This is a genomic window from Nocardioides sp. WG-D5 (assembly GCF_054031175.1).
Map to the genome: position 1 here is coordinate 4,282,503 of NZ_CM132928.1, position 23,579 is coordinate 4,306,081.

The following is a 23,579-nucleotide window of genomic DNA, read 5'->3' on the forward strand; positions in this document are numbered from 1 at the left end:
GCATCCTGAGATCGGATGAACACGGCCGAGCAGCGCTGTCGACGCCCGGCTGTCGACTTGGTAAACGGTTGCCGCAGCCGTATCCACCGACGCATCCCTGTGCCATCGTTTGCGCCTGACATGAACGATTTCTTCACGGGCGACTGGCTCGGCGCGGCGGCGCTGGTCGAGCGGGTGCAGGGCTACCTGGACGAGCCCGGGATCGCCGCGGCCGCCTTCGTGCTCGCCTTCGCCGCCGGCGCCGCGCACGCGATCGCGCCCGGACACGGCAAGACCCTGGCGGCTGCGTATTTGATCGGCTCCGAGGGCCGCGTGCGTGACGCCGCCTGGCTCGGTGGGTCGGTGGCGGTGATGCACACCTTCTCGGTGCTCGTCATCGCCGTGGCCTGGGCGTTCTTCTCGCTCTCCGACCTCGTACGCCTGGAGAACCTCACCGCCGGCCTGCAGATCGTCGCCGGGGTGCTGGTCGTCGGCACCGGGCTCTGGTTGCTGCGCCGGCACTGGCGTTCCGCGCGCGCCGGAACCGGCCGCGGGCACTCACACGGCCACTCGCACGGCCATTCCCATGGTCACGATCAGGCAGGCGTACGCCGCCCCGGCATCGTCCTGCTCGGCATCTCCGGCGGCCTGACGCCGTCCCCGGGCGCGTTCCTGGTGCTGGTGACCGGCCTGTTCGCCGGCCGCTCGGCGTTCGCGCTGCTGCTGGTGATCACCTTCGGCCTGGGCATGGCGACGATCCTGTTCGGAGTCGGTCTGCTGGCCCTGGCCGGCAACAACCTCGTCGTCCGCGTCGCCGAGTCCCAGGCGTACCTGCAGGTCGCGGCGAAGGTCACGCCGATCCTGGCTGCGCTCGGCGTCACGGTCCTCGGCGCCGGGCTCACCGTCGTCGGCGTCGGCTCCCTCGGCTGAGGCCGCCCAGGCGTCGGCCGGGCGTCAGAGCGTCGGGGCGATCGAGGGCAGCAGGTCCTGGAACGTACGCCCGTTGCCGATCTCGCCGAGCGCGGTCATCGTCCAGCCGCCGTCGTAGCGGCTGACCTTGGCCATGATCTCCGCGGTGTGCGGGCCGGTCTGGCTCACGTCGAACCGGGCGATCTCGGTGCGGGTGTTCTCGTCGACGAGACGGCAGAAGGCGTTCTGGATCTGGGCGAAGCTCTGCCCGGTGAACGAGTTGATCGTGAACACGATCTGGGCGACCTCGGGCGGCACCTGGTCGAGGTGGACGATGATCGACTCGTCATCGCCCTCACCGGCACCGGTGCGGTTGTCGCCGGTGTGCACGACGGCGCCGTTGCGGGACTTCAGCTGCCGGAACCAGGCCTGGTCGACGTGGGATCCGGCCGCATCGTAGAGGATCGCGGAGGCGTCCATGTCGACGTCGGCGCCGCGGAAACCGCCGAAGAGGCCCTTCCGCACCGCGTCCCAGCCGAGCGCGATCCGCACGTGCGTCATGCTGCTGCCGTCACCTGTGGTGAGCGAGACCGACTGTCCCCGAGCAAGCGAGACGGACAAACTGATCCTCCGATGGCTGGGCCGACACTGGCCGGAGCGGGCGGGACGAGACCAGCCTAGTCAATCGTGACGGTCACCGGCCCGGTTCCGGTCGCCTCGACCAGGATCCGGTGGTGCTCGGCCTCTCCGACGACCCGGCCGCCCGCGACGGAGATCTCGGGACCGTTCGGATAGTGGATCGGGCTGACGAAGATCTCGGTCGGCTCGTCGATCGCCGCGGACGGCTCATAGGTGTAGCTGAAGGCGCCAGTCTCGGGGTCGAAGGAGAGATCGACCGGGGTGCCGGCCGTGGCCTGCGGGTAGGTCCTGACGAGCGTACGCAGCTTCTCCTGCTTCACCGTCGACAGATCGGCGTCGTCGGCGAACATGCCCTGGCGGCCGTCGGCGGTGGTCGGGTCGTCCCAGTGCTTGTAGGCCCAGTGCATCCAGGAGGTGAAGTGGTCGTCGGCCGAGGCGGTGTCGATGGCCAGGAGCTCGGTGTTGTCGGTCGCGCCGAACTCCGACATCAGGTTGGTCGCGCCCATCGTCTCGGCCTGCTCGAGGGCCTTCGTGTTGTGGGTCTCGTCGTAGTCCTTGCACCCGCTGACCCCGATCGGAATGCCCTGGGAGTCGAGGTAGCCGTAGGGGCAGTAGCTGTGCCAGGAGTAGCCGACCTGGTCGTCGTTCGCCGGTCCGAAGGCGGAGTTGGGGACCTGGTTGGCGAGCAGCTGCGACTCGTACCAGACGATCCCGTCGGGATCGGACTCGCGGATCGCCGCCGTCGCCCTCTCGTACGCAGGCTGGAACTCGTCGCGGTAGGAGCTCGCGCACCCGGTGATCGGGCAGGAGAGCCACTCCCGGCCCGCCCACGGCTCGTTGATGAGGTCGTAGCCCATCGAGTAGGGCTGGTCGCCCCACCGCTGCGCGACCGCGCCCCAGGCCGCGGCCCAGCCGTCCTGGACGCCGTCCTTGTTCGCCCAGAAGTTGTCGTAGACGGTGGCCAGCTCGGGGGTGATGTAGGTCGCCGGGAAGGAGAGCTTGATCGGCGGGTGCAGGTGGTAGGGCGCCGGCCGCTTCGCGGCCCAGTCGGGCACGCCCTCGCCGCCGTAGGTCTCGTGCCACATGTCCTGGTGGAAGTCGTACTGCATCCAGATGCCCTCGTCGGCGAGCAGGTCGATCACCCGCTGCCAGTCGTCGAGGTAGTCCTCGTCGACCTTGCCGGGAGCGTCCGGGGTCACGCCCGCCCACAGGGTGCCGATCCGGGCGCCGTTGAACCCGTGCTCGGCCAGCCATTCCGCGTCGGCCGCGGTGAAGCCCTCGGGCGAGTCGGGCGGGACGTACGGATCGTGCTTCCAGACCAGGTTCTGCCCGTGCACGAGCACGATCCGGCCGTGCTGATCGACCAGCCAGCGTCCCTCGCGCGCCAACCGCGGGGTCTCCGCGGGGTCGGCTCCGGCCGGCCCGACCGGGCTCAGCAGCGAGGTCCCGAACGCGAGCACAGCCGCCGTGACGGCAACGATTCCGAAGCTTCCCGAGCGACGTGACATGAGCGGAACCTAGCGCTCTCTGCCGCCACCGACAAGAACGTGTTCTCATTCTGGGCGTCGCGGTGGCCCGTACGAGACCGGCAGTGGACATCAAGACCCACGTGCGGTTGAGTCAGGTGCGGAACATTGGGGGAGAATGTCACCTGTGAGAGACGAAGCGAGCGGCTGGTCGGGGACCTGGGTGGCCGAACGTCTGGGTGTGCGTCTTAGGACGACCGACGCGCCGAGCGGGATGATGATCACCGACCTGGTCGGTCTGGCGGTGCGACGCAACCCCCGCCGGGCGCAGCTTCTCGTCTCCTCCGTCCTCGGCAAGCACGTCCCGACCGACCCGCGTCTGGTGACCGACGCCGGGCTGCGCCTGGGGGCCAAGGCTCGCGCCGCGGTCACGGGCGACGCGGTGGTGCTCGGCTACGCCGAGACCGCGACCGCGCTCGGCCACCTCGTCGCCGACGCGCTGGGCGCGCCCTACCTGCACTCCACCCGACGGGTCATCGACGGCATCGAGTCCGTCGCCGACTTCTTCGAGGAGCACTCGCACGCCACCGCCCACCGGCTGCTCCCCGCCGACCCGGCCTTCCTCGCTCGTGCCGAGACGCTGGTGCTGGTCGACGACGAGATCATCACCGGCAAGACCGTCGTCAGCACGATCCGGGCGTTGCACAAGAAGTTCCCGCGCAAGCACTACGTCGTGGCCGCCCTCGTCGACCTGCGCTCCGAGGACGACCGTGGCCGGATGGAGCGCTCGATCAAGCGGCTGCGTGCCACCGTGGACGTCGTCTCCATCGCCAGCGGCGAGATCGAGCTGCCCGAGGACCTCGCCGACAACGGCAACCGGCTCATCGACACCGTCGAGAACCTCCGTCAGCTGGCCGGCGTCGAGCCGACCCAGCGTCCGCGCGGCGAGATCGTCCAGGTCGTCGCGACCTGGCCGCGGGCCGTCCCGGAAGGCGGCCGCCACGGCTTCACGCCCAGCGCCGCCGGCACCTACGAGTCCGCCGTCACGGTGACCGCCGCGGCCATCGCCGGCCGCATCCCCGACGGCCCGGTGCACGTCCTGGGCACCGAGGAGCTGATGTACGCACCCCTGCGGATCGCCTCCGCGCTGGCCGACCGGCGGGCGGCCGAGGGCCGCCGCCACGAGATCACCTACTCGACGACGACGCGGTCGCCGGTGCTCGACGTCGACGATCCGGGCTATGCGATCCGCACCGCGATCACCTTCCCGTCCCACGACGCTCCCGCCGACGGTGACGGTCCGCGGTTCGCCTACAACCTGCGTGAGGGTGCGTTCGAGGCGATCGTGCTCGTCGTCGACGAACCCGCCGACACCCCCGCGCTGCACGCGGAGGGCGGCCTGGTCGACCAGCTCGCGCGGATGGCGCCGCGGGTCGTGGTCGTGACCATCCCGGCGTTCGCGCCGGAGCCGCGCCACGACCAGCCGGCCCTCCAGCTGCCCGACCCGCTGCACGGACCGGCGTTCGGCTCCTACGAGCGGGACGACGTCGCCTGGCTGCTCAAGGACCTCTCCTCGGAGGACGCGGAGACGCCGGCCGAGGAGAGCGCGCCGGCCCATCCAGAGCTCTTCGACGAGGCGCTGAGCGCGTCGGCCCAGCGCGTGGCGTACGCCGTCGGCCTGGTCACCGAGCACGTCCTGGCGCGGCGCGGACAGGATGCCGTGCTGGTCTCCCTGGCCCCGTCCGGCACTCCGATCGGCGTGCTGATGCGGCGCTGGGCGCAGCGCGTGCACGGGCTCGACCTGCCCCACTACGCGATCTCGCTGACGCACGGACGCGGCATCGACCAGACCGCGCTCGCCTATCTGGCCGCGAACCACGACCCCGCCCGGGTGATGTTCGTGGACGGGTGGACCGGCACCGGCGCGGTCACCCGCGAGCTGGCGGCGTCGGTGGAGAAGGCCAACTCGACGCTCGACGCCCATCTCTCCTCGCCGTTCTCCCCGGAGCTCGCGGCTCTCGCCGACCCGGGCCGGAGCGTGTCGATCTACGGCACCCGGGAGGACTACCTGATCCCGTCGGCGTGCCTCGACGCCACCGTCTCGGGTCTCGTCTCGCGTCCCGTCGTCGACGACGACCGGGTCGGACCCAACGACTTCCACGGCGCGGTGTTCCACGCCGACCTGGCTCCGGCCGACGTGTCCAAGAAGTTCATCGACACGGTCGCGGCGAGGTTCCCGATCGTACGCACCAAGGTGATGCTCGACCTGGAGGCTCATCTCGGCGGTGACCACACCCCGACGTGGGCGGGCTGGGACGCGGTCGAGGAGGTGGCCGAGCGGTTCGGCGACGGCGACGTCAGCCTGGTCGTGGCCGGCGTCGACGAGACCGTTCGGCTGCTGCTGCACGGCGAGCCGGCGATGGTCCTGGTGGACCCGGCGCGCGACGCCGACCTGGCCCAGGTCAGGAAGCTCGCCGAGGCGCGCGAGGTGCCCGTGGAGCGCGTCTCCGACCTGCCCTACTCCTGCGTCGGGCTGCTGCGTCCCTGATGCCGGTGCGGCCGCCCCAGCCCCTGGTCGTCGTCGGAAGCATCAACGTCGACCTGACCGCGCTCGTCGAGCGGCTGCCCGGGGCCGGTGAGACCGTCGGAGGCGGGCAGCTGCGCCGTGACGTCGGCGGGAAGGGTGCCAACCAGGCGGTCGCGGCGAGCCGGCTGGGGGCGCGGGTGCGGATGGTCGGAGCCGTCGGCGCCGACGCCGATGGCGCCGCGGCGGTCGAGACCATCCGGGCCGCGGGGGTCGACGTCGCCGCGGTACGCACGGTCGACGCACCGACCGGCACCGCGCTGATCGCGGTCGACGCGGCGGGGGAGAACCAGATCGTGGTGTGCGGCGGCGCCAACGCGCTGGTCGGCGTCGACGGGACCGCGGTCGGGCCTGACGAAGCCGTGCTGATGCAGCTCGAGCTCTCTGTGGACGTGGTCCGGTCCGTGGCCGCGCAGGCCACCGGGTTCGTCGCGGTCAACGCGGCCCCGGCGCAGCCGCTTCCCGCCGACCTCGTCGAGCGCGTCGACCTCTTCATCGTCAACGAGACCGAGTACGCCGCGATGCCCGAGCTGCGGGAGGCCGAGCGGGTCGCGGTGACCTACGGGGCCTCGGGCGCGGCCATGTTCGTCGGCGGTGCCGAGGTGACGCGCGTGCCCGCCATGCCCGTGTCCGAGGTGGTCAGCACCGTCGGTGCCGGCGACGCCTTCTCGGCGGCGCTCACCCTCGCGATCCTCTCGGGTGCGCCGGACGAGCAGGCGCTGCGTACGGCCTGCGCGGTGGGTGCGGCCGCCGTCGCCCACCCGAGTGCGCAGCCGCCGCTGGACCGGCTGGAGGTCTACGCGGCGGCCGGGGGATGCTCACCGAGGTAACTCGGTAGAGGCTCGCCTCCTTCGTGGAACTCCACGAAGAAGGCGAGCGCTGACCTAGTTACCCTTCGACAAGCTCAGGACATCGCCTCGGTCGGCATTCAGCCCAGCTGCTTGCGGAAGAAGTGGGTGGCGTGAGGGTTGTCGTTGTAGCGGTCGATGCGCTCGTAGCCGGCTCGCTCGTACATGCCGATCGCCTCGGTGAGGACGTCACGGGTGTCGAGGCGTACGACCCGGTGGCCCAGCCGCAGCGCCTCGGCCTCCAGGTGGCGCAGCAGGCGTGAGCCGAGGCCGGCGCCGCGCCAGGCGGGGTCCACCCACATCCGCTTGATCTCACCGGTGCCGTCGAACTCCCGCACCCCGCCCGAGGCGACGGGGGCGCCGTCGCTGGCGGCGACGAAGAAGGAGCCGTGCGGCGGCCGGAGGGAGGGGTCGTCGCCGAACCCCTCGTCGCCGACGCTGAAGCCGAACCGCTCGCCGATCTCGGCGAAGTAGTGGCCCATCGCCTCCTGGGCCATCGGGTCGCGCGGGTCGACCGGTTCGATGGTGATCGTGGCCGCTCGCACCAGCAGGTCGGCGGTGGCCAGCGCCTCGTTGAGGCGGTCGCGCTGCCGCTGCGTCAGCGGGTCGAGCAGGAGGTGGGCGCGCTCCTCCGAGCGCCGCTCGAGGTCGTCCCACTGCTTGAGGCCGTCCTCGGTGAGCACCACGAGCCGGCGCCGGCCGTCGGCCGGGTCACGCTTCGTCGCGACGTATCCCTTGCTCTCCAGGCTCCGCAGCATCCGGCTGACGTAGCCGGAGTCCAGGCCGCCGAGGCGGATGCGCAGGTCCTGGACGGATTCGGCGCCGAGGCCGATCTCGTAGAGGATCCGCGCCGTGCCGTAGGGGAGACCGCTGCCGAGGAAGGACTCTTCGAGCGCTCCCACGCGGCGGACGTAGCTCATGTTGAACTTGCGCATCACCGAGGTGTCCACTGTCATATATCTGACTTTAGTCAGGTAATTCGAAGATTCCAAGTGTCTCCGATAACCAGTTGTTCCGGCCGCGCCCGCGGGCCGAGAGTGGAGTGCAGCAGGCGACAGCGAAAGGCATCCATGACGTCCCCATCGACCGGCCGCATCACCGAGCATCCGGTGCCGGGCTGCGGCCCGTACGCCATCGCCGCAGGCCCAGACCAGGCGCTGTGGTACACCCTCGAGGGCAGCGGCGAGATCGGCCGTCTCGCTCCTGGAGGGTCGCCGGAGACGTTCCAGCTGGCGGCCGACTGCGGCCCGACGATCATCGCTCCCGGATCGGATGGAGCACTGTGGTTCACCGAGTACCGCGCGAACAGGATCGGCCGGATCTCTGTCGATGGCATGGTGACCGAGTTCGGGCTGCGGGAGTGTGGGCCTTACGGCATCACCGCAGGGCCCGACGGAGCGGTCTGGTTCACCGAGACGACCACCGACTCCATCGGACGTATCGCCACCGACGGCGCGGTCACCGAGGTTCCGCTCCCGATTGCCGAGGCGTTCCCGTCCGCGATCGTTGCCGGGCCGGACGAGGCGCTGTGGTTCACGATGAACCGGGCCAACGCGATCGGCAGGATCGATCTGAGCGGCGCGGTGACCCTCTACGAGCTTCCCACGCCCGACGCGGCCCCGGTCGGCATCACGCTCGGCCCTGACGGCGCGCTGTGGTTCGTCGAGATCGCGGCGGGTCAGATCGGCCGCATCACCGTCGACGGGAAGATCAGCGAGCATCCGCTGCCCGACCGGGGAGCGAGCCCGCACGCCATCACCGCCGGCGCCGGCGACGTGCTGTGGTTCTCGGAGTGGGGCGCCAACCGTGTCGGGTCGATCACGGTCGACGGCGTGATCGATTCAGTCGCGCTGCCGACTCCGAACTCCGAGCCGCACGGACTCACCCTCGGGCCGGACGGCGCGCTGTGGGTCGCTCTCGAGCACGGTGCGCTGGCGCGAGTCGTGGTGGCGGGCGAATGAGAAAGAGCGAGGTTCAAACCCGACCTCGGTCGGTGTCTGAACCTCGCTCTCATGGGGTGAGCGACGGGGCTTGAACCCGCGACCCTCGCGACCACAACGCGATGCTCTACCAGCTGAGCTACGCCCACCATCGACCCGGACAGCGCATGTCCGAGCCAGCAGAAAGCATAGGGGAATCAGGCCGGATCTGTGGAATCGGCGACCTCGTCCGGATCGATCAGGCCGGTGATCGAGGCGCCGTGCCGGGCGGCGATCTCCTTCGCCGTGTCGGAGTCAGGGCCGGGCATCGGCACGAAGACCGCCTCGCGGTAGTAGCGAAGCTCCTCGATCGACTCCTGGATGTCGGCCAGCGCGCGGTGGTTGCCGCGCTTCGGGGGAGCCGAGAAGTAGGCCCGCGGGAACCAGCGGCGCGACAGCTCCTTGATCGAGGAGACGTCGACGTTGCGGTAGTGCAGGAACCCCTCCAGCTCGGGCATGTCGCGGGCGAGGAAGTTGCGGTCGGTGGCCACCGTGTTGCCGCCGAGGGGCGGCCGGGAGTCCTTGCCGCAGTGCTCCCAGACGTACGCCAGGACCTGCTCCTCCGCCTCACGCATCGTCACACCGTTCTCGAGCTCGACCAGCAAGCCGGACTTGGTGTGCATGTCGCGAACGAAGTCGTCCATCTGCTCCAGCGCCTCGGCCGGGGGTTTGATGATGATGTCGACCCCGTCGCCGAGCACGTTGAGATCGAAGTCGGTGACGAGGGCCGCCACCTCGATGAGCGCGTCGTTCTCGAGGGACAACCCGGTCATCTCGCAGTCGATCCAGACCAGACGTTCGTTCAGTGAAGCCACGCAGAGCACCATAACGCCGCTGCTCAACGGCTTCGCGGAGGGTTAGGAGACGATGTGATAACGGTTCCCATGGCGTGGTTTCAGCATGCACTCAGGAGGCGCGCCTATGTTGGCCCCATGAGCACGGATTCAGCCAGCAGCCCCTCGCGCAAGGAGAAGCGTGAGGCCCGCGCTGCCAAGGCCGCCGCGGAGCTGGAGGCTCTGCGCAAGAAGCAGGCCCGCAAGTCGATCCTCACCGTCGTGGCGGTCGTCGCCGCCATCGCCGTGATCGTCGGCGGCCTCGTCTGGTTCAGCCTGAGCCGCTCCGGGGACAGCGAGATCGCCGCGCCCGAAGCCGGCAGCAGCGAGCACGGTCTGGTCATCGGTCCCGACGACGCGCCCCACAAGGTCGTCATCTACGAGGACTTCCTGTGCCCCTACTGCGGCGACTTCGAGGCCGCCTCCCGTGAGGACCTCGCCGAGCTGGCTGCCGACGGCAAGGTGCAGGTCGACTACCGCCCGTTCGTGCTTCTCGACCGGATCGGCCCCTACTCCGAGCTCGCCACCTCGGCCTTCGCGGTCGTCCAGGAGGAAGCAGGCGACGAGGTCGCCAAGAAGTTCCACGACCTGCTCTTCGAGAACCAGCCCAGCGAGTCCGGTCCGTTCCCGAAGGCCGCCGATCTGGTCGACCTGGCGGTCGAGGCCGGCGCCGAGGAGTCTGCGGTCAAGGACCGTATCGAGAGCCTCGACGGCAAGGCCTGGGCCGACGCCGCCACCAAGGCGGCCGCCGACGACGGCGTCAACGGCACTCCGACCATCCTGCTCGACGGCGAGCAGTTCCAGGACGGCAACAGCATCGAGGAGTACGCCGCGAACCTGGTCGAGCAGATCTCCTGATGCTGGCAGTCCGGTCCGCGTTGCCCAGGGTTCGGCTGCCGTTTCGGTAGGCACCGTACGGTTCGGCGACAGCCCATGGCGGCTGGGCCGAAGACCCCTAGGCGAAGGTGCTCGAGATGGCGTACGCGACGACCGAAGAAGGTCATCGGATCTATGTGAAGCCGACCGATCCGCGGGCTCTCGGCCTGATCGCCAACAAGGGGCGGATCATCCGTGGCTCGCTCGAGCTGTGGCGGGTGGCGCTCGGGCTGCACGAGTGGCAGACCGTGATCGACATCGGCGTGAACTACGGCGAGATGCTCGTTGGGGTGGAGATCCCGGCGGGTGCGGAGCTGATCGGGTTCGAACCGAACACATCGCTGCACAAGGTCCTGCGCAAGACCCTCGAGGCCCGAGGCGTCGCGATCGATCTTCGCTCGCAGGCCGTCGCCGACAGGCCCGGCACGGCGCGGTTCGCGGTCGACCGGACCTGGTCGGGGACGTCGTCGCTGTACGACGAGCGCCACGACGGCTCGGCCCGCTGGCAGCTCCGCGACGTCGAGGTCACCACCCTCGACGAGGTGCTCGGCGGCGCGGCGCGTTCGTTCTGCGTGAAGGTGGACGTCGAGGGCTTCGAGCGGGAGGTCGTCGACGGCGCGGCCAGGTCGCTGGGGCGCAACGCGTACTGGGCGCTGATGCTCGAGATCGAGCACATGGACCGCGGCTACCTTGCCGAGCTGGCGCGGACCCGCGACGTGTTCGTCAAGGAGAAGGACTCGAGCGTGCTGCGGCGGGTGCCCGGCGAGCGCATCGCCGTCGAGGAGCTTCTCGACGACCCCACGCTGCACCGCCAGGACTGCGTCGTGCTGAGCCCTGCCCTTGCCGCCGGATCGGCGATAGCGTGACGGCATGACCGAGATCCAGATCGTCGAGCAGTTCCTGGCCGCGCTCGAGTCCGGAGAGGTCGACGCGGCGCTGGCGCTGTGCGCGGACGACGTCACCTACCAGAACGTGCCCCTGCCGCCCGCCCGTGGCCTGTCCGAGGTCGGGCGCCAGCTGCGGGTCATGGGGAAGTACGCCACCGGCTTCGAGGTCCGGATGATCAACATCGCGGCCAACGGCCCGGTGGTGCTCACCGAGCGCATCGACGTGCTCAGCCGCGGCTCGGTCTCCGCCGAGTTCTGGGTGTGCGGCACCTTCGAGGTGCGCGACGGCAAGATCGTGCTCTGGCGCGACTACTTCGACTGGACGACGTTCATCGCGGCGGGCATCAAGGGCGTCGGCCAGGCTGCGTTCGGCGCGATCCGGAAGGCCGTCGGGCGCTGAGCCGCTGACGCCGCTGCCCGCCGATCGGCGTTGTGCGCAGCGTACGAGGCACCTCGTGCGCCATTCTTGTGACGTGGGTCACAGTGAGCCCTACGCTCGGAGGCATGCCACGTGCGTCAGCCGCTCTACTCGCCCTGCTCCTGACCGCTTCCGCTCTGGTCGCCTCGACCGGCCCGGTCCTCGCCGACCCCGAGCCACCCGGTGACCAGCCGCTGCCGGGCTACACGATCAGCAACCCGGCGGTGGCGCCGATCGTCGTCGGCGGCGAGGCGACCACGGTGCGTCAGGGCGTGCACGAGCACGCTGCGTACATCCTCGAGGTGCCGGCGGACTGGAACGGCGAGCTGGTGATGTGGGCCCACGGCTACCGCGGGCTCAGCTACACGCTGACGCCCGAGACCCCGGCGTTCGGGCTGCGGCGTACGTTCCTCGAGCAGGGCTACGCCTGGGCGGCGTCGAGCTACTCGACCAACGGCTACGACGTGGGTGCCGGGGTGCGCTCGACGCGGGACCTGGCGGCGTACGCCTCCGAGCTGCTGCCCCGCCGCGCCAGCCGCACGTATGTGACCGGGGTTTCGATGGGCGGGCACGTGATCGGGCGCTCGCTGGAGCAGTATCCGGGCTTCTACGACGGCGCGATGCCGATGTGCGGGCAGCTCGGGGACGTGGAGCTCTTCGACTTCTTCGTCGACTACAACCTCGGCGCCCAGGCGCTCGCCGGGTACGACGCCTACCCCTACGGCGCGGACTACCAGAGCGCCGACGTCCCGGTGATCAAGGAGCGGCTGGGGCTGGACGGCACGCTGACGCCGGAGGGCGAGCAGCTGCGGGCGATGACCATCGAGCGCAGCGGTGGCCCCCGGCCGGGCGCCACCGCGGCCTTCGGGCAGTGGAAGGACTTCCTGTTCTCGCTGCCCTCGGTGGACGACGGCGGCACCTTGGCCTTCAACATCGCCCGGGTCGCGACCAACCAGGACACCGTCTACACGCCGAGCTCGCCGGTCGATCTCAACACTCAGATCGAGCGGATCGCCCCCGCCGACCCGGCCGGGCGCTACAGCCACCGGCTCAACGCGCCCTCGCGGATCTCCGGCCGTCCGAGCGCACCCGTGGTGAGCCTGCACAACCTCGGCGACATGTTCGTGCCGTTCTCGCTGGAGCAGATCTACCTGCGTGAGGTGAAGCGCCACCACCGCGACGGTCTGGTCGTGCAGCGGGCGATCCGGTCCGCCGGGCACTGCGAGTTCAGCCCCGCCGAGGCCTCGGCCGCCTGGGGCGACCTCGTCGACTGGGTCGAGCACGGCGACCGCCCGGCCGGTGACGACGTGCTCGACCGGGCCGCGGTCGCCGCACCCGACTACGGCTGCGCGTTCACCGATCCCGGTGCGTACGGGACCGGGTCGCGCCGCCTCTACGCGCGCTGCCCCTGAGCGTCGTCCTGGCCGGAGTCAGCGGACGACGTCGTAGACGAGCTTGAGGATGCCGTTGGCGTAGGTCTCCGACTCGACCAGCTTCAGCATCTGCTTGTCCTTGTCGGTCTCGCTCCACAGCGACTTCCCGGCCCCGAGGATGACCGGGAAGACGAGCAGGTGGTAGCGGTCGATCAGGCCGGCGTCGGAGAGGTTGCGGGCGAGCTCGGCGCTGCCGGCGATCAGGATCGGGCCGCCGTCGCCCTGCTTGAGCTTCTCGACCTCGTCCAGCGACCTCACGATGTTCTGCGGGCCCCAGCCCTCGACCAGAGCGTCGTCGCCCAGAGAGGTCGAGACGACGTACTTCGGGATCTCCTTGACCACCGCGAAGTCCTCGATGTCGGGCCAGATCGGGGCGAAGGCCTCGTAGCTGCGGCGACCGAACATCAGCGCGCCGGCCTCCTCCATCTCGCTGCCCTTGATGGCGTAGGCCTCCGGCAGGAACTCGATGTCCTTGAAGGTCCAGCCACCGCTGCGGTGCTGCTCGGACGGCGAGCCGCCGCCGGGGGAGTCGACGACGCCGTCGAGGGATACGAACGCTGAGTAGATGAGGGTGCGCATCTGCAGATCCTGCCGCGCGGACCCACCTGCCGCCACAAGTATTTCGTTGCGTATCCGGCGGCCGCGCGTGATGGTGAGGCATGACCTTGTACGACGACCTCGGCGGTGCTCCCGCGCTGCGCCGGCTGAGCGACGCGTTCTACGAGAGGGTGCTGGCCGACGAGCTCCTCGCGCCGGTGTTCGCGAGCTTCACGCCCACGCATGTCGAGCGGGTGGCGGTCTGGCTGGGCGAGATCTTCGGCGGCCCGGCCGACTTCACCGCCACCCTCGGCGGCCACCAGGCTCTGTTGAAGGTGCACCTCGGGCTCGGGATCCGCGAGGAGCACCGGCAGCGCTGGCTCGAGCTGATGCAAGCCGCCATCGAGGAGGTGCTGGCCGACCGGCCCGAGCTGCACAAGACGCTGATGGCCTACTTCGACTGGGGCACCGCGATCGCGAAGGACGTCTCCCAGGACCCGCCCGGCACCGACCTCGGCGACCCCGGGCCGACGCCCCGTTGGGGCCACGACGGGCTGATCGAGCACTAACCTGGATCGCATGACCGCCCGACGACGTGCTCAGGAGTTCTGCGAGGCGTACGGCCTCTCGATGCCGATCCTTCAGGCGCCGATGGCGGGCGCCTGTCCGCCCGCGGCGGCGGCCGCGGTGGCCGACGCCGGCGGGATGGGTGCGGCGGGAGTGGTGCTCGACTCGCCGCAACGGATCGCGGAGTGGACCGCCGAGTTCCGGTCGATGTCGACGGGTTCGCTGCAGCTGAACATCTGGATCCCCGACCCGATCGACGACGACCAGGCCAGAATCGCGGCCGCGGAGGAGTTTCTCGGAAGGTTCGGTACGCCAGGCCCCGAGCAGCCACCCGCGCCCTCGTTCGAGGAGCAGTGCGAGGCGATGCTCACCGCCCGGCCGACGGTCGTCTCCTCGATCATGGGTCTCTTCTCGCCCGACTACGTGGACCGTCTGCACGAGGCCGGGATCGCCTGGTTCGCGTGCGCCACGACCCTGGCCGAGGCGCGGGCCGCCCAGGAGGCCGGCGCGGATGCCATCGTCGCCCAGGGACTCGAGGCCGGCGGGCACCGTGGCGTCTTCGAGGCGGAGACGGCGGAGCGTACGGCGGTGGGGCTGTTCGCGCTGCTCCCGCACATCGTCGACGGCGTGGACCTGCCGGTCATCGCCACCGGAGGGATCGCCGACGGCCGTGGCGTCGCCGCGGCGCTGACCCTCGGCGCGAGCGCCGTGCAGGTCGGCAGTGCGCTGCTGCGTTCGCCCGAGACCGGGATCGCCGACGCCTGGGCGGCCTCGCTGGACGGGCTCGAGCCGGAGGACACGGTCGCCACCCGGGCCTACTCCGGCCGCCTCGGCCGTGCAGCCCCGACGCCCTATGTGCGTTCCTGGCAGGACCCGGACTCGCCCTCGCCCGCGCCCTACCCGCACCAGCGCCGGCTGGTCGGCAGGTGGCGCAAGGGCACGCCCGATGCGGCCGCGGCGGTGGCTCTCGACCGTGCCAACCATTGGGCCGGGCAGGCCGCCGGCCGCGCCGTCGCCGAGCCCGCGGCCGACATCGTCACCCGGATGTGGAGCGAGGCCCGGAGTCTCCTTCCCGACGCGGAGTAGGACGGCGGTGTAGAACGGAGGGCATGAGCCCAACCTGTTCCCAGCGCCTGCTCGCGGACGGCTTCGGCCGGATCGCGGAGAACCTCCCCGCGATCGTCGACGGCCTCTCGGTCGACGACCTGCTGTGGCGGCCGTACGACGGGGCCAACTCGATCGCCTGGACCCTGTGGCACATCGGCCGGATGGAGGATGCCCAGATCGCACCGCTCGCCGGCACCGACGAGGTGTGGGCGCGGGACGGTTGGGTGGAGCGGTTCGGGCTGCCCTATCGGCCGCGTGCGATGGGCTACGGGCAGTCCGCCGCAGAGGTCGCGGCCTTCCGGCTGGAGGACCCGACGCTACTGACCGGCTACTACGAGGCCGTCCACGCGGCGACCCTGGAGCTGGTCGACTCGCTGAGCGACGAGGATCTCGCGCGCGTCATCGACGAGCGCTGGGACCCGCCGGTCACCGCTGCGGTGCGGCTGGTCAGCGTCGTCGACGACGCCGCGCAGCACATCGGCCAGGCGGCGTACGTCAAGGGGCTGCTCGCTCTCCGCTGAGAGCGAGCCTCAGAGCACTGCGGCGATGGCCTCGTCGACCGTGGCGTCGCCGGAGACCAGCTCCCACTGCTTGCCGACGGTGGCGGCGTCGTCGATCACCGCGGCGATGACCGCGGCCACGTCGGCGCGCGGGATGGTGTCGCGGTCGAGCTTCGGGGCCAGCTTCACCCGCCCGGTCCCGGGCTCGTCGGTGAGGCCACCGGGACGCAGGATGGTCCACTCCAAGTCGCTGTCGCGCAGGGCGATGTCGGCGTCGCGCTTGGCCTCGACGTAGGCCTTCCAGACCTCGCCGGCATCGGCCGGGACCGGCTCGTCGACGTTGATCGCCGAGACCTGCACGAAGCGCTTGATGCCGGCTTCCTTCGCGCCGGCGATCGACTTCGTCGAGCCCTCCAGGTCGACGGTGCGCTTGCGCTCCTTGTTGCCGTCGGGGCCGCCTCCGGCGGCGAAGACCACCGCGTCGCAGCCCGCGAAGGCGGCGGCGAACCCGTCGGCGTCCTGGTTCTCGATGTCGAGCAGGCCGACCTCGGCGCCGAGCGCCTCGAGCTCGTCTCGGTAGCTCTCGCTGCGTACGAGTGCGAGCGGGGTGTGGCCCGCGGCGGCGAGGATCGGATGGAGGTGCAGGGCGACCTTGCCGTGGCCGCCGACGATGGCGATGCGCATGCTCTCACCCTAGGCATACGAGTCCACTGACAATTGTCACCATCGGGTCCGGACATTCACATCTGCCGCCCGAGATCCCTCGGGCGCGAGTCTGGAGACACCACCCACGGTGGGTGGTGGAGACGGAGGACTCGCATGACAACGGTGACGAACGAGATCCCGCAGCGCACCCGAATCGGGTGGCCGCGGATCGTGGGAACGGCGGCCGCCGCGGCCGTCGCGGCGACGGTCGTCTGGCTGCTGTGGACCGCGGCCGGGGGAGTGGACCTCGAGGTGAAGTCGGGGTCGGGGGCGCAGCAGATCGGAATCGGCTCGGTCATCCTCAGCAGCTTGCTGATCGGGCTCGCCGGCGGCGCGCTGCTGCGGTGGTGGGAGGGCCGCTCCGAGCGCGGGACCAGGCGCTGGACGATGCTCGCCGTCGGGATCGCGTCGGTCTCGCTGATCACGCCGACCAGCGCGCTCACCGTGGCCGCCGGGCTGGGGCTCGTGAGCCTGCACGTCGTCGTGGCCGTTGTGGTCATCGCCGGCCTGCGGCGACGGTAAAGTGACGAGCGTGTCCGGCCTGAGGTGTCACCTCCAGCGCCACGGCGTGGTGCTGGTGTGGCTGCCGGTGCTGCTGCTCTTCCCATTGCTCAATCTCTCCGACGGGCTCTTGCCGGCGTTCGGCCAGGTCGCTCTGGTGCTGGCGATCGCGGCGGCCGCGGTCGCCCTCGTCGTCACCGAGCGCATCCCCGTCCTGCTGCCCTCGCTCGTCGCTCTGATCGCGCTCGCCGCGATGCAGGGCGAGGGCTGGCAGACCGTCTGGGGAGTGCTGGCCATCGTCTCCCCGGCGGTGCTGCGCGGCTGGCGCCTGCTGGTCGCCATCGCCGTGGCCACGGCCGGGGTCGCGGTCTCGATCGCGGTGATCGAGGGCATCGGCGACGCCTACCTGCTCAGCGTCGGCGGCACCCTGCTCAGCGGCATCACCACGACGTCCTTCCTGCGCCTCATCGAGGCCGTCGAGCAGCTCCGCCGCACCCGCGAGGAGCTGGCCCGCGCGGCCGTGGCCGAGGAGCGCGCCCGGATGTCCCGCGACCTCCACGACCTGCTCGGCCACACGCTGAGCGTGATGGTCGTCAAGGCCGAGGCCGTACGTCGCCTGGCGGCTCGTGATCCCGAGGCCGCCGCCGCGCACGCGGCCGACATCGAGGAGGTCGGCCGCGCCGCCCTGGCCGACGTCCGGGTCGCCGTCGACCAGATGAAGACGCTCTCCCTGGCCGAGGAGCTCGACGGCGCACGCCGTGCTCTCGACGCCGCCGGGATCCGTACGTCGGTGACCGCAGCCCCGGGCGAGGTGCCCGACATCGCCGGCCAGGCGCTCGCCTGGGTCGTGCGCGAGGGGGCCACCAACGTACTGCGCCACTCCGGGGCTGCCAGCTGCCGCTTCGAGCTCACCGAGGACGGTGGTGAGTTCCGGCTCGCCGTGGTCGACGACGGGGTGGGCGGACCGGCGGGCCCGAGCGGAGCGAGCGAGAGGTCCGGCGGGCTCGAGGGCCTGCGGCAGCGGCTCCGTGCCGTCGACGGTCGCCTCGACGTGCTTCCTGGGGCCGAAGGTTTTCGCCTAGAGGCGACGGTGCCGGCATCGTGATCCGCATCCTGCTGGCCGAGGACCAGGCGATGATGCGTGGCGCGCTCGCCGTGCTGCTCGGGCTCGAGGACGACCTCGAGGTGGTCGCCCAGGTCGGCGCCGGCACCGATATCGTGCCGACCGCGCTCGAGGTGCGCCCAGACGTGGCGCTGCTCGACATCGAGCTGCCCGGCATCAGCGGTCTCGAGGCCGCACGCGAGCTGACCGCGCGGCTCCCGGAGTGCCGGGTGATGATCCTGACGACGTTCTCGCGACCCGGCTACGTGCGCGAGGCGATGGCCGCGGGCGCGGTCGGCTTCCTGGTCAAGGACGGACCGGTCGAGGAGCTGGCCGACGCGATCCGCCGGGTGCTGCGCGGCGAGACGGTTCTCGACCCGGACCTGGCCGCCGCCACGCTCCGCGCCGCCCCGAATCCGCTGACCTCCCGCGAGCGTGACGTGCTCGCAGCCTCCGAGGACGGGTCGAGCATCGCCGACATCGCCTCGCGCCTGTTCCTCTCCCCGAGCACCGTCCGCAACTACCTCTCCGCCGCGATAGGTAAGACCAGCACCCGCAACAAGACCGAGGCTGCTCTGACCGCCCGCCGCAATGGCTGGCTGAGCTGATCTCCTGTCGGGTGAACGAAAATTCATTCACCCGCGAGGGACGAATGAAAGTTCGTTCACTCGGCGATCGCGAATGAAAGTTCGTTCACCCAGCGATGGCGAATGAATTTTCCTTCACCCCGCGCGGCGACCTAGCCGGGGCGGCGTCAACTAGCAACGAGCGAAGCTCGCTGGGCTTCTGTGCCGGCCCGGTCAGGCCGGCGACAACGTTCCGAGCGCGTGCACGAGCGGCGCGAGCTCGGGGATCTCGGCGGCCTCGTCCAGAGCCGTACGCAGCACCTCGTCGTGCAACGGACGCGCCTTCTTCAGCAGCGCCCGTCCGGCGGGCGTGAGCTCGGTGTAGATCCCGCGCCGATCGTCGGCGCACAGGATCCGGGTGAGGAGGTTGCGGTTCTCCAGGCGGGTGACCAGGCGGGTCGTCGCCGATGAGGAGAGGGCTGCCGCGCGGGCCAGCTGCTGCATGCGCATGTGCCAGCCGTCCTGGCGGCTGAGCGCGTCGAGGACGGTGAACTCGACGACCGACAGCCCGTGCTCGCGCTGCAGCGCCTTCTCGAGCGCGGCCTCGATCAGTCCGTGCACGGCGGCCAGCGTGCGCCAGCCCTGAGCGCGGATCTCGACGGCGTCGTCAGCGATTCCCATGGGTCCTCCTTCGTGGACACCTCCAAGCATACCCGAGTTGCGCGGATAGTGCGCGCGTGCAACTATAAATATGAAGCGCGTGCAACTACTGCGCACGCGGACTATCGACAGACGCAACCCGTCCACGTTCAGGAGTCATCCATGCCCGTCGCACTGCTAGCCCTCGCGATCGGAGGGTTCGGCATCGGCCTCACCGAGTTCGTCATCATGGGCCTGCTGCCCGAGGTCTCCACCGACTTCGCGGTCAGCGAGACCACCGCCGGCTACCTCATCTCCGGCTATGCCCTCAGCGTCGCGATCGGCGCGATCGCCCTGACCCTCGCGCTCACCCGCGTGCCCCGGAAGTCCGCCCTGCTGGGCCTGATGGTGCTGTTCATCATCGGCAACCTGATCTCGGCGATCTCGCCCGACTACGCCACGATGATGGTCGGCCGGATCATCGCCGCCCTATGCCACGGCGCGTTCTTCGGCATCGGCGCCGTCGTCGCCGCGCAGCTGGTCGCCCCGGAGCGTAAGGCGAGTGCCATCGCCTTCATGTTCGGCGGCCTCACCCTCGCGAACGTCCTCGGTGTGCCGCTCGGCACCCTGCTCGGCCAGGCCGCCGGCTGGCGCTCGACCTTCTGGGCCATCACCGTGATCGGCGTCATCGCCTTCATCGGCATCGCGCTCCTGGTCCCGGCCCACACCGGCCGCAACGAGGAGGCCGCCCCGGCCGTACGCACCGAGCTGGCCGCCTTCGCCAGCCCGCAGGTCTGGTTCTCGATCGCCCTGACCGTGCTCGGCTACGGCGGCATGTTCGGCGGGTTTACCTACATCGCCTTCACCCTGACCGAGGTCAGCGGCTTCTCCGCCGGCGCCGTCCCGCTGCTGCTCGTCCTCTTCGGCGTCGGCCTGTTCTTCGGCAACATCGTGGGCGGCCGCGCCGCCGACCGTGACCTGGTCCGCACCCTCGGCGTCCTCCTGGCAGCGCTGACCGTCGTCCTCGCCGTCTTCGCCCTCGTCGCCACCAGCCAGGTGCTGACCGTCGTCGCGCTGGTTCTGATGGGCGCGGTCGGCTTCGGCACGGTGCCGGCCCTGCAGATGCGGGTGATGGGGTACGCCGACCGGGCACCCACCCTCGCCTCCGGCGCCAACATCGCCGCCTTCAACGTCGGCAACGCGCTCGGCGCGTGGATCGGCGGCCTCACCCTCGCCGCCGGACTCGGCTACACCTCGCCGCTGTGGGCGGGCGCCGGGGTCACCGCGCTCGGTCTCCTCGTGCTGCTGGTCGCCGTCCGTGCGCCCGGGGGAGAGCGGCGTACGTCCGTTCCTGTTCCTGCCTGAACCTCACCTACCTCGAAGAGAAGGAAGTCATGACCATCCCGAACATCACCCTCAACAACGGCGTCGAGATGCCGCAGCTCGGCTACGGCGTCTTCCAGGTGCCGAACGACGAGACCGAGGCGGCCGTGACCGCGGCGCTCGAGGCCGGCTACCGCAGCATCGACACCGCGGCGGTCTACGGCAACGAGGCCGGCGTCGGCCGTGCCCTCGCGAAGTCCGGCATCGCCCGCGAGGAGCTCTTCATCACCACGAAGCTCTGGAACGCCGACCACGAGCGGCCGGCCGAGGCGTACGAGAAGAGCCTCGAGCTGCTCGGCCTCGACCACGTCGACCTCTACCTGATCCACTGGCCCACCCCCGGCCGCGATCTGTACGCCGCCGCCTGGCAGGGCCTCGAGAAGCTGTACGCCGCGGGCCGGACCCGCGCGATCGGCGTCTCCAACTTCCTGCCCGAGCACCTCGACCGGATCGTGACCCTCGGCGGCACGGTGCCGGCGGTCAACCAGATCGAGCTGCACCCGGCGCTGCAGCAGCGCGCGACGGCGGCCGCCGACGACAGGCTCGGGATCGCGACCGAGGCGTGGAGCCCGCTCGCTCAGGGCGCCATGCTCGAGAACCCGGTCATCACCGCGATCGCCGACCGCCTCGGCCGCACCACCGCCCAGGTGATCCTGCGCTGGCACCTCCAGCAGGGCCGGATCGTGATCCCCAAGTCGGTGACCCCGTCGCGGATCGCGCAGAACATCGACGTGCTCGGCTTCGATCTCACCGACGCCGACCTCGCCGCGATCGATGCCCTGGAGAGCGACGGCCGCACCGGCCCGGACCCGGCGACGTTCAACGCCGCCTGACCTCCTGGTCTGCCGGGGCAGGTGTTATCGATCGGTGATCGGCCCAGGGGTGGTGTCCGTCCTGGTTGGGGGCATGCTTGGCTCATGCGATTGACCGAGCACGAGCTCACCGTGGCCCTGACTGGGACGGCGAAGACCTTCCTGGCCTCCGGCCGGAGGTTCCGCAAGGGCGGTGCAGACATCGACAAGGTCTGGGACGAGACCGACCGGTTCCAGCGCTTCAAGCTCCTGGACAGCATCGGCACCCAGATCTTCCCGGTGCTCACCGACCTCCCCGACGTCGACGTCCCGGTCGGTGGTCGCCCGTCCTTCCCGGAGGAGCAGATCCGCGAGTCCGTCGAGCGCCACATCGGTGACGACGTCGGCCGGCTCCGCCGGGCGGTCACGGTCAAGGCCCGCGTCGCGCTCGTCCAGACCGCCCTCTCCAACCTGCCGCCCCGGGCCGAGGACGACCTGCGTCTGACCGACTGAGGTGGTCGGCGCCGGTCCTCGCACCGCCGGCAATTGAGGGCGACAGGCCACGCGCGCGGCGCTACGTTGAGGCGTCATGACGACCGTGCCGGCGGGGGAGGCGGAGGGCACCGCCCGGCCCGAGCGGCGTTCGGAGATGGATGCGCTGCGGGCGCTGGTGGTCGTGGGGCTGGTCTTCTTCCACTCCGCGCTGGTCTTCGACTCCGAGACCGACTTCTACGTCCACAACGACACCACGGCCCCGCTCGCGATGGCGGCCGGGCCGGTGGTGGTCTGGGCGATGCCGCTGCTCTTCGTGATCGCGGGGTTCGGGGCGGCGCAGTCACTGCGCCGCCGCGGCGGGAGCGGGTTCGTCCTGGAGCGGCTGCGCCGCCTCGGCGTACCGCTGGTCTTCTCCGTCTTCGCCCTGCTGCCGTTCCCGCAGTGGCTGCGGTGGCGTGCTGACGGCCACCCCGAGTCGTACGTCGAGTACCTCCCGATCTTCTTCGACGTCCACCTCTCGCTGGGGCGGCTGCCCTTCCTGGTTCGTGGTGAGCAGTTCGAGTCGGGGCACCTGTGGTTCGTGGTGCTGCTGCTCGCGTTCTCGTTGGTGGTGGCGGTGCCGGTGGCGCTGCTGTCGGACGGGTGGCGCGCGCGAGCGCTCTCGGTGGTCGCGGGGGCGGTCGAGCGGCGGCCGTGGACGATCCTGCTCGCCGGGCTCCCGCTGGCGGTGGTGTGCGCGGTGTGGGGTCTGGAGGTCGACTACGGCGGCTGGCACCGGCTGGCGTACCTGCTCTTCTTCATCTTCGGCCTCCTCATCGCCGCCGACGAGCGGCTCCGCGCCGCGATGCAGCGAAACGGCAGGACGGCGCTCGTGGCGGCGGTGCTCCTCTTCTGCGGTGGCGCCCCGGGGTTCTTCCTCACCGACGATCCGTTCGTCGAGTCGAGCCCGCTCGCGATGGTCGGCCGAGCGTTCTACGGAGCCGTCGGCTGGTGCGCGGTGGTGGCGATCCTCGGGCTGCTGGACCGCCCGCGGGCCTCACCGCGAGAGGACGGATCGTCGCTGCGAGCCCGGTTGGCCGGCTATCTCGGCCCCGCGGTCCTGCCGATCTACATCCTGCATCAACCGGTCGTGGTCGGCGTCGCGTACGTCGTCGTCCGCTGGCCCCTCCCGGCGCTCCTCCAATACGTGGTCATCGTCGCCGTCTCGCTGCTGCTCACGGTCGGTATCTACGACCTCCTCGTCAGGCGTACGCCGGTGACCCGGTTCCTGTTCGGGATGCGGTGAGGTCAGCGCAGGCGCTGGGCGACGTTGTCGCTGAGGTGGTCGAGGGACTCCTTGAGGATGGAGAACTCCTCGGGCTGCAGCGCCATCACCTCGGCGATGGTGTCGGGCACGCCCTCGGCCCGGCTGCGCAGCTCGGTGCCGGCGTCGGTCAGGCGCAGCCGGACGCTGCGCTGGTCCTCGGGGCGCTTCTCGCGGGTGATCAGCCCGGCCGCCTCCAGGCGCCTGACCAGCGGCGTGACGGTGCCGTAGTCGAGGCCCAGCCGCTCGCCGAGCTCGCCCATGGTGACGGGGGAGCTCTCCCAGAGCACGAGCATGGCGACGTACTGGGGATAGGTCAGGCCAAGGGCGTCGAGGATCGGTCGGTAGGCCGCGGTCACGAGCCGCTGCGCCGTGTAGAGCGAGAAGCACAGCTGCTCGCTCAGCTCCAGGCTGTGGCGAGTCTCTGTCATGAGCCCACCCTACAACCCTTGCGCGCAAGCCTTTTGGGAAAGAAGCCTTGTGTGCAAGGTAAGCGCGGCGTAGATTCCTTGTACGCAAGGTAATCCGCCTC

Annotated in this window: 26 protein-coding genes and 1 tRNA gene; 18 read left to right on the forward strand and 9 right to left on the reverse strand. The window is 70.6% G+C overall.

Features of this window, described 5'->3' with window-relative positions; all coding sequences use genetic code 11:
• Window positions 1-120: 120 nt before the first annotated feature.
• The gene (locus ACWZJV_RS20640) at window positions 121-909 is read left to right on the forward strand and encodes a HoxN/HupN/NixA family nickel/cobalt transporter (RefSeq protein WP_457178293.1); all 789 of its coding nucleotides are present in this window, start codon (window positions 121-123) and stop codon (window positions 907-909) included.
• A 24-nt stretch (window positions 910-933) separates the two neighbouring features.
• Here the strand turns inward: ACWZJV_RS20640 and ACWZJV_RS20645 are convergent, their stop codons facing one another.
• On the reverse strand, window positions 934-1,509 hold the full coding sequence (locus ACWZJV_RS20645; protein WP_457178295.1) for a TerD family protein: 576 nt from the start codon (window positions 1,507-1,509) through the stop codon (window positions 934-936).
• Between the two features lie 56 nt (window positions 1,510-1,565).
• Window positions 1,566-3,035 carry a cellulase family glycosylhydrolase gene (locus ACWZJV_RS20650; RefSeq protein ID WP_457178297.1) on the reverse strand — a complete coding sequence of 490 codons (1,470 nt, stop codon included), beginning with the start codon at window positions 3,033-3,035 and terminating at the stop codon, window positions 1,566-1,568.
• Between the two features lie 136 nt (window positions 3,036-3,171).
• Here ACWZJV_RS20650 and ACWZJV_RS20655 point away from each other — a divergent pair, with 136 nt between their 5' ends.
• Window positions 3,172-5,541, forward strand: coding sequence for a phosphoribosyltransferase domain-containing protein (locus tag ACWZJV_RS20655; RefSeq protein WP_457178299.1), 2,370 nt, complete (start codon window positions 3,172-3,174; stop codon window positions 5,539-5,541).
• Complete coding sequence (locus ACWZJV_RS20660; RefSeq protein ID WP_457178301.1) at window positions 5,541-6,407, forward strand: PfkB family carbohydrate kinase; 867 nt, start codon at window positions 5,541-5,543, stop codon at window positions 6,405-6,407. Before ACWZJV_RS20655 ends, ACWZJV_RS20660 begins: the two co-directional genes overlap by 1 nt.
• Before the next feature lie 98 nt (window positions 6,408-6,505).
• On the opposite strand, the gene ACWZJV_RS20665 is transcribed toward ACWZJV_RS20660, so the two are convergent.
• Window positions 6,506-7,381, reverse strand: a complete 876-nt coding sequence (locus tag ACWZJV_RS20665) for a bifunctional helix-turn-helix transcriptional regulator/GNAT family N-acetyltransferase (protein WP_457178303.1) — start codon at window positions 7,379-7,381, stop codon at window positions 6,506-6,508.
• Between the two features lie 114 nt (window positions 7,382-7,495).
• On the opposite strand from ACWZJV_RS20665, the gene ACWZJV_RS20670 reads away from it, so the two are divergent.
• Entirely contained in the window at window positions 7,496-8,386 is an 891-nt protein-coding gene (locus ACWZJV_RS20670) for a Vgb family protein (protein WP_457178305.1), read from the forward strand.
• 52 nt (window positions 8,387-8,438) lie between these two features.
• Here the strand turns inward: ACWZJV_RS20670 and ACWZJV_RS20675 are convergent.
• Window positions 8,439-8,514 (reverse strand) — tRNA-His (locus ACWZJV_RS20675).
• A gap of 48 nt (window positions 8,515-8,562) precedes the next feature.
• A complete protein-coding gene (orn, locus tag ACWZJV_RS20680) occupies window positions 8,563-9,231 on the reverse strand; it encodes an oligoribonuclease (protein WP_008359220.1) in 669 nt (222 codons plus the stop codon).
• Between the two features lie 105 nt (window positions 9,232-9,336).
• On the opposite strand from orn, the gene ACWZJV_RS20685 reads away from it, so the two are divergent.
• The 4 genes from ACWZJV_RS20685 to ACWZJV_RS20700 all read left to right on the forward strand — a co-directional run bounded on the left by ACWZJV_RS20685 (window position 9,337) and on the right by ACWZJV_RS20700 (window position 12,830).
• Window positions 9,337-10,095, forward strand: a complete 759-nt coding sequence (locus ACWZJV_RS20685; RefSeq protein WP_457178307.1) for a DsbA family protein — start codon at window positions 9,337-9,339, stop codon at window positions 10,093-10,095.
• 116 nt (window positions 10,096-10,211) lie between these two features.
• Window positions 10,212-10,979 (forward strand): FkbM family methyltransferase, encoded by a 768-nt coding sequence (locus ACWZJV_RS20690; protein WP_457178309.1) that lies wholly within the window; start codon window positions 10,212-10,214, stop codon window positions 10,977-10,979.
• Window positions 10,980-10,983: 4 nt separating this feature from the next.
• On the forward strand, window positions 10,984-11,400 hold the full coding sequence (locus ACWZJV_RS20695) for a limonene-1,2-epoxide hydrolase family protein (RefSeq protein WP_457178311.1): 417 nt from the start codon (window positions 10,984-10,986) through the stop codon (window positions 11,398-11,400).
• A gap of 104 nt (window positions 11,401-11,504) precedes the next feature.
• Complete coding sequence (locus tag ACWZJV_RS20700) at window positions 11,505-12,830, forward strand: alpha/beta hydrolase family protein (RefSeq protein WP_457178313.1); 1,326 nt, start codon at window positions 11,505-11,507, stop codon at window positions 12,828-12,830.
• 18 nt (window positions 12,831-12,848) lie between these two features.
• Here the strand turns inward: ACWZJV_RS20700 and ACWZJV_RS20705 are convergent, their stop codons facing one another.
• Complete coding sequence (locus tag ACWZJV_RS20705; protein WP_457178315.1) at window positions 12,849-13,430, reverse strand: dihydrofolate reductase family protein; 582 nt, start codon at window positions 13,428-13,430, stop codon at window positions 12,849-12,851.
• A gap of 80 nt (window positions 13,431-13,510) precedes the next feature.
• Here ACWZJV_RS20705 and ACWZJV_RS20710 point away from each other — a divergent pair, with 80 nt between their 5' ends.
• Genes ACWZJV_RS20710 through ACWZJV_RS20720 form a run of 3 tightly spaced genes read left to right on the forward strand, consistent with a single transcriptional unit; the run spans window position 13,511 to window position 15,583 of the window.
• Window positions 13,511-13,957: a group II truncated hemoglobin gene (locus ACWZJV_RS20710; RefSeq protein WP_008359208.1), complete on the forward strand. Its 447-nt coding sequence runs from the start codon at window positions 13,511-13,513 to the stop codon at window positions 13,955-13,957.
• A 10-nt stretch (window positions 13,958-13,967) separates the two neighbouring features.
• Window positions 13,968-15,041, forward strand: coding sequence for an NAD(P)H-dependent flavin oxidoreductase (locus ACWZJV_RS20715; RefSeq protein ID WP_457178317.1), 1,074 nt, complete (start codon window positions 13,968-13,970; stop codon window positions 15,039-15,041).
• Between the two features lie 23 nt (window positions 15,042-15,064).
• A complete protein-coding gene (locus ACWZJV_RS20720) occupies window positions 15,065-15,583 on the forward strand; it encodes a mycothiol transferase (protein WP_457178319.1) in 519 nt (172 codons plus the stop codon).
• Between the two features lie 9 nt (window positions 15,584-15,592).
• On the opposite strand, the gene ACWZJV_RS20725 is transcribed toward ACWZJV_RS20720, so the two are convergent.
• Entirely contained in the window at window positions 15,593-16,246 is a 654-nt protein-coding gene (locus tag ACWZJV_RS20725) for an SDR family oxidoreductase (RefSeq protein WP_457178321.1), read from the reverse strand.
• A gap of 135 nt (window positions 16,247-16,381) precedes the next feature.
• On the opposite strand from ACWZJV_RS20725, the gene ACWZJV_RS20730 reads away from it, so the two are divergent.
• Genes ACWZJV_RS20730 through ACWZJV_RS20740 form a run of 3 tightly spaced genes read left to right on the forward strand, consistent with a single transcriptional unit; the run spans window position 16,382 to window position 18,478 of the window.
• Entirely contained in the window at window positions 16,382-16,789 is a 408-nt protein-coding gene (locus tag ACWZJV_RS20730) for a DUF6069 family protein (protein WP_457178323.1), read from the forward strand.
• Window positions 16,790-16,799: 10 nt separating this feature from the next.
• Window positions 16,800-17,873 carry a sensor histidine kinase gene (locus ACWZJV_RS20735; protein ID WP_457178325.1) on the forward strand — a complete coding sequence of 358 codons (1,074 nt, stop codon included), beginning with the start codon at window positions 16,800-16,802 and terminating at the stop codon, window positions 17,871-17,873.
• The gene (locus tag ACWZJV_RS20740; protein WP_457178327.1) at window positions 17,870-18,478 is read left to right on the forward strand and encodes a response regulator; all 609 of its coding nucleotides are present in this window, start codon (window positions 17,870-17,872) and stop codon (window positions 18,476-18,478) included. Before ACWZJV_RS20735 ends, ACWZJV_RS20740 begins: the two co-directional genes overlap by 4 nt.
• A gap of 192 nt (window positions 18,479-18,670) precedes the next feature.
• Here the strand turns inward: ACWZJV_RS20740 and ACWZJV_RS20745 are convergent, their stop codons facing one another.
• On the reverse strand, window positions 18,671-19,117 hold the full coding sequence (locus tag ACWZJV_RS20745) for a MarR family winged helix-turn-helix transcriptional regulator (RefSeq protein WP_008359194.1): 447 nt from the start codon (window positions 19,115-19,117) through the stop codon (window positions 18,671-18,673).
• A gap of 141 nt (window positions 19,118-19,258) precedes the next feature.
• On the opposite strand from ACWZJV_RS20745, the gene ACWZJV_RS20750 reads away from it, so the two are divergent.
• The 4 genes from ACWZJV_RS20750 (at window position 19,259) to ACWZJV_RS20765 (ending at window position 23,029) form a co-directional block, all read left to right on the forward strand.
• The gene (locus ACWZJV_RS20750) at window positions 19,259-20,440 is read left to right on the forward strand and encodes an MFS transporter (protein ID WP_196875225.1); all 1,182 of its coding nucleotides are present in this window, start codon (window positions 19,259-19,261) and stop codon (window positions 20,438-20,440) included.
• 29 nt (window positions 20,441-20,469) lie between these two features.
• Window positions 20,470-21,291 carry an aldo/keto reductase gene (locus ACWZJV_RS20755; protein ID WP_457178330.1) on the forward strand — a complete coding sequence of 274 codons (822 nt, stop codon included), beginning with the start codon at window positions 20,470-20,472 and terminating at the stop codon, window positions 21,289-21,291.
• An 84-nt stretch (window positions 21,292-21,375) separates the two neighbouring features.
• Window positions 21,376-21,762 carry a hypothetical protein gene (locus ACWZJV_RS20760; RefSeq protein ID WP_040755306.1) on the forward strand — a complete coding sequence of 129 codons (387 nt, stop codon included), beginning with the start codon at window positions 21,376-21,378 and terminating at the stop codon, window positions 21,760-21,762.
• A 76-nt stretch (window positions 21,763-21,838) separates the two neighbouring features.
• The gene (locus ACWZJV_RS20765) at window positions 21,839-23,029 is read left to right on the forward strand and encodes an acyltransferase family protein (RefSeq protein WP_457178332.1); all 1,191 of its coding nucleotides are present in this window, start codon (window positions 21,839-21,841) and stop codon (window positions 23,027-23,029) included.
• Between the two features lie 2 nt (window positions 23,030-23,031).
• Here ACWZJV_RS20765 and ACWZJV_RS20770 read toward each other — a convergent pair whose 3' ends face one another.
• Window positions 23,032-23,478 carry a MarR family winged helix-turn-helix transcriptional regulator gene (locus tag ACWZJV_RS20770; protein WP_008359185.1) on the reverse strand — a complete coding sequence of 149 codons (447 nt, stop codon included), beginning with the start codon at window positions 23,476-23,478 and terminating at the stop codon, window positions 23,032-23,034.
• Between the last annotated feature and the right edge of the window lie 101 nt (window positions 23,479-23,579).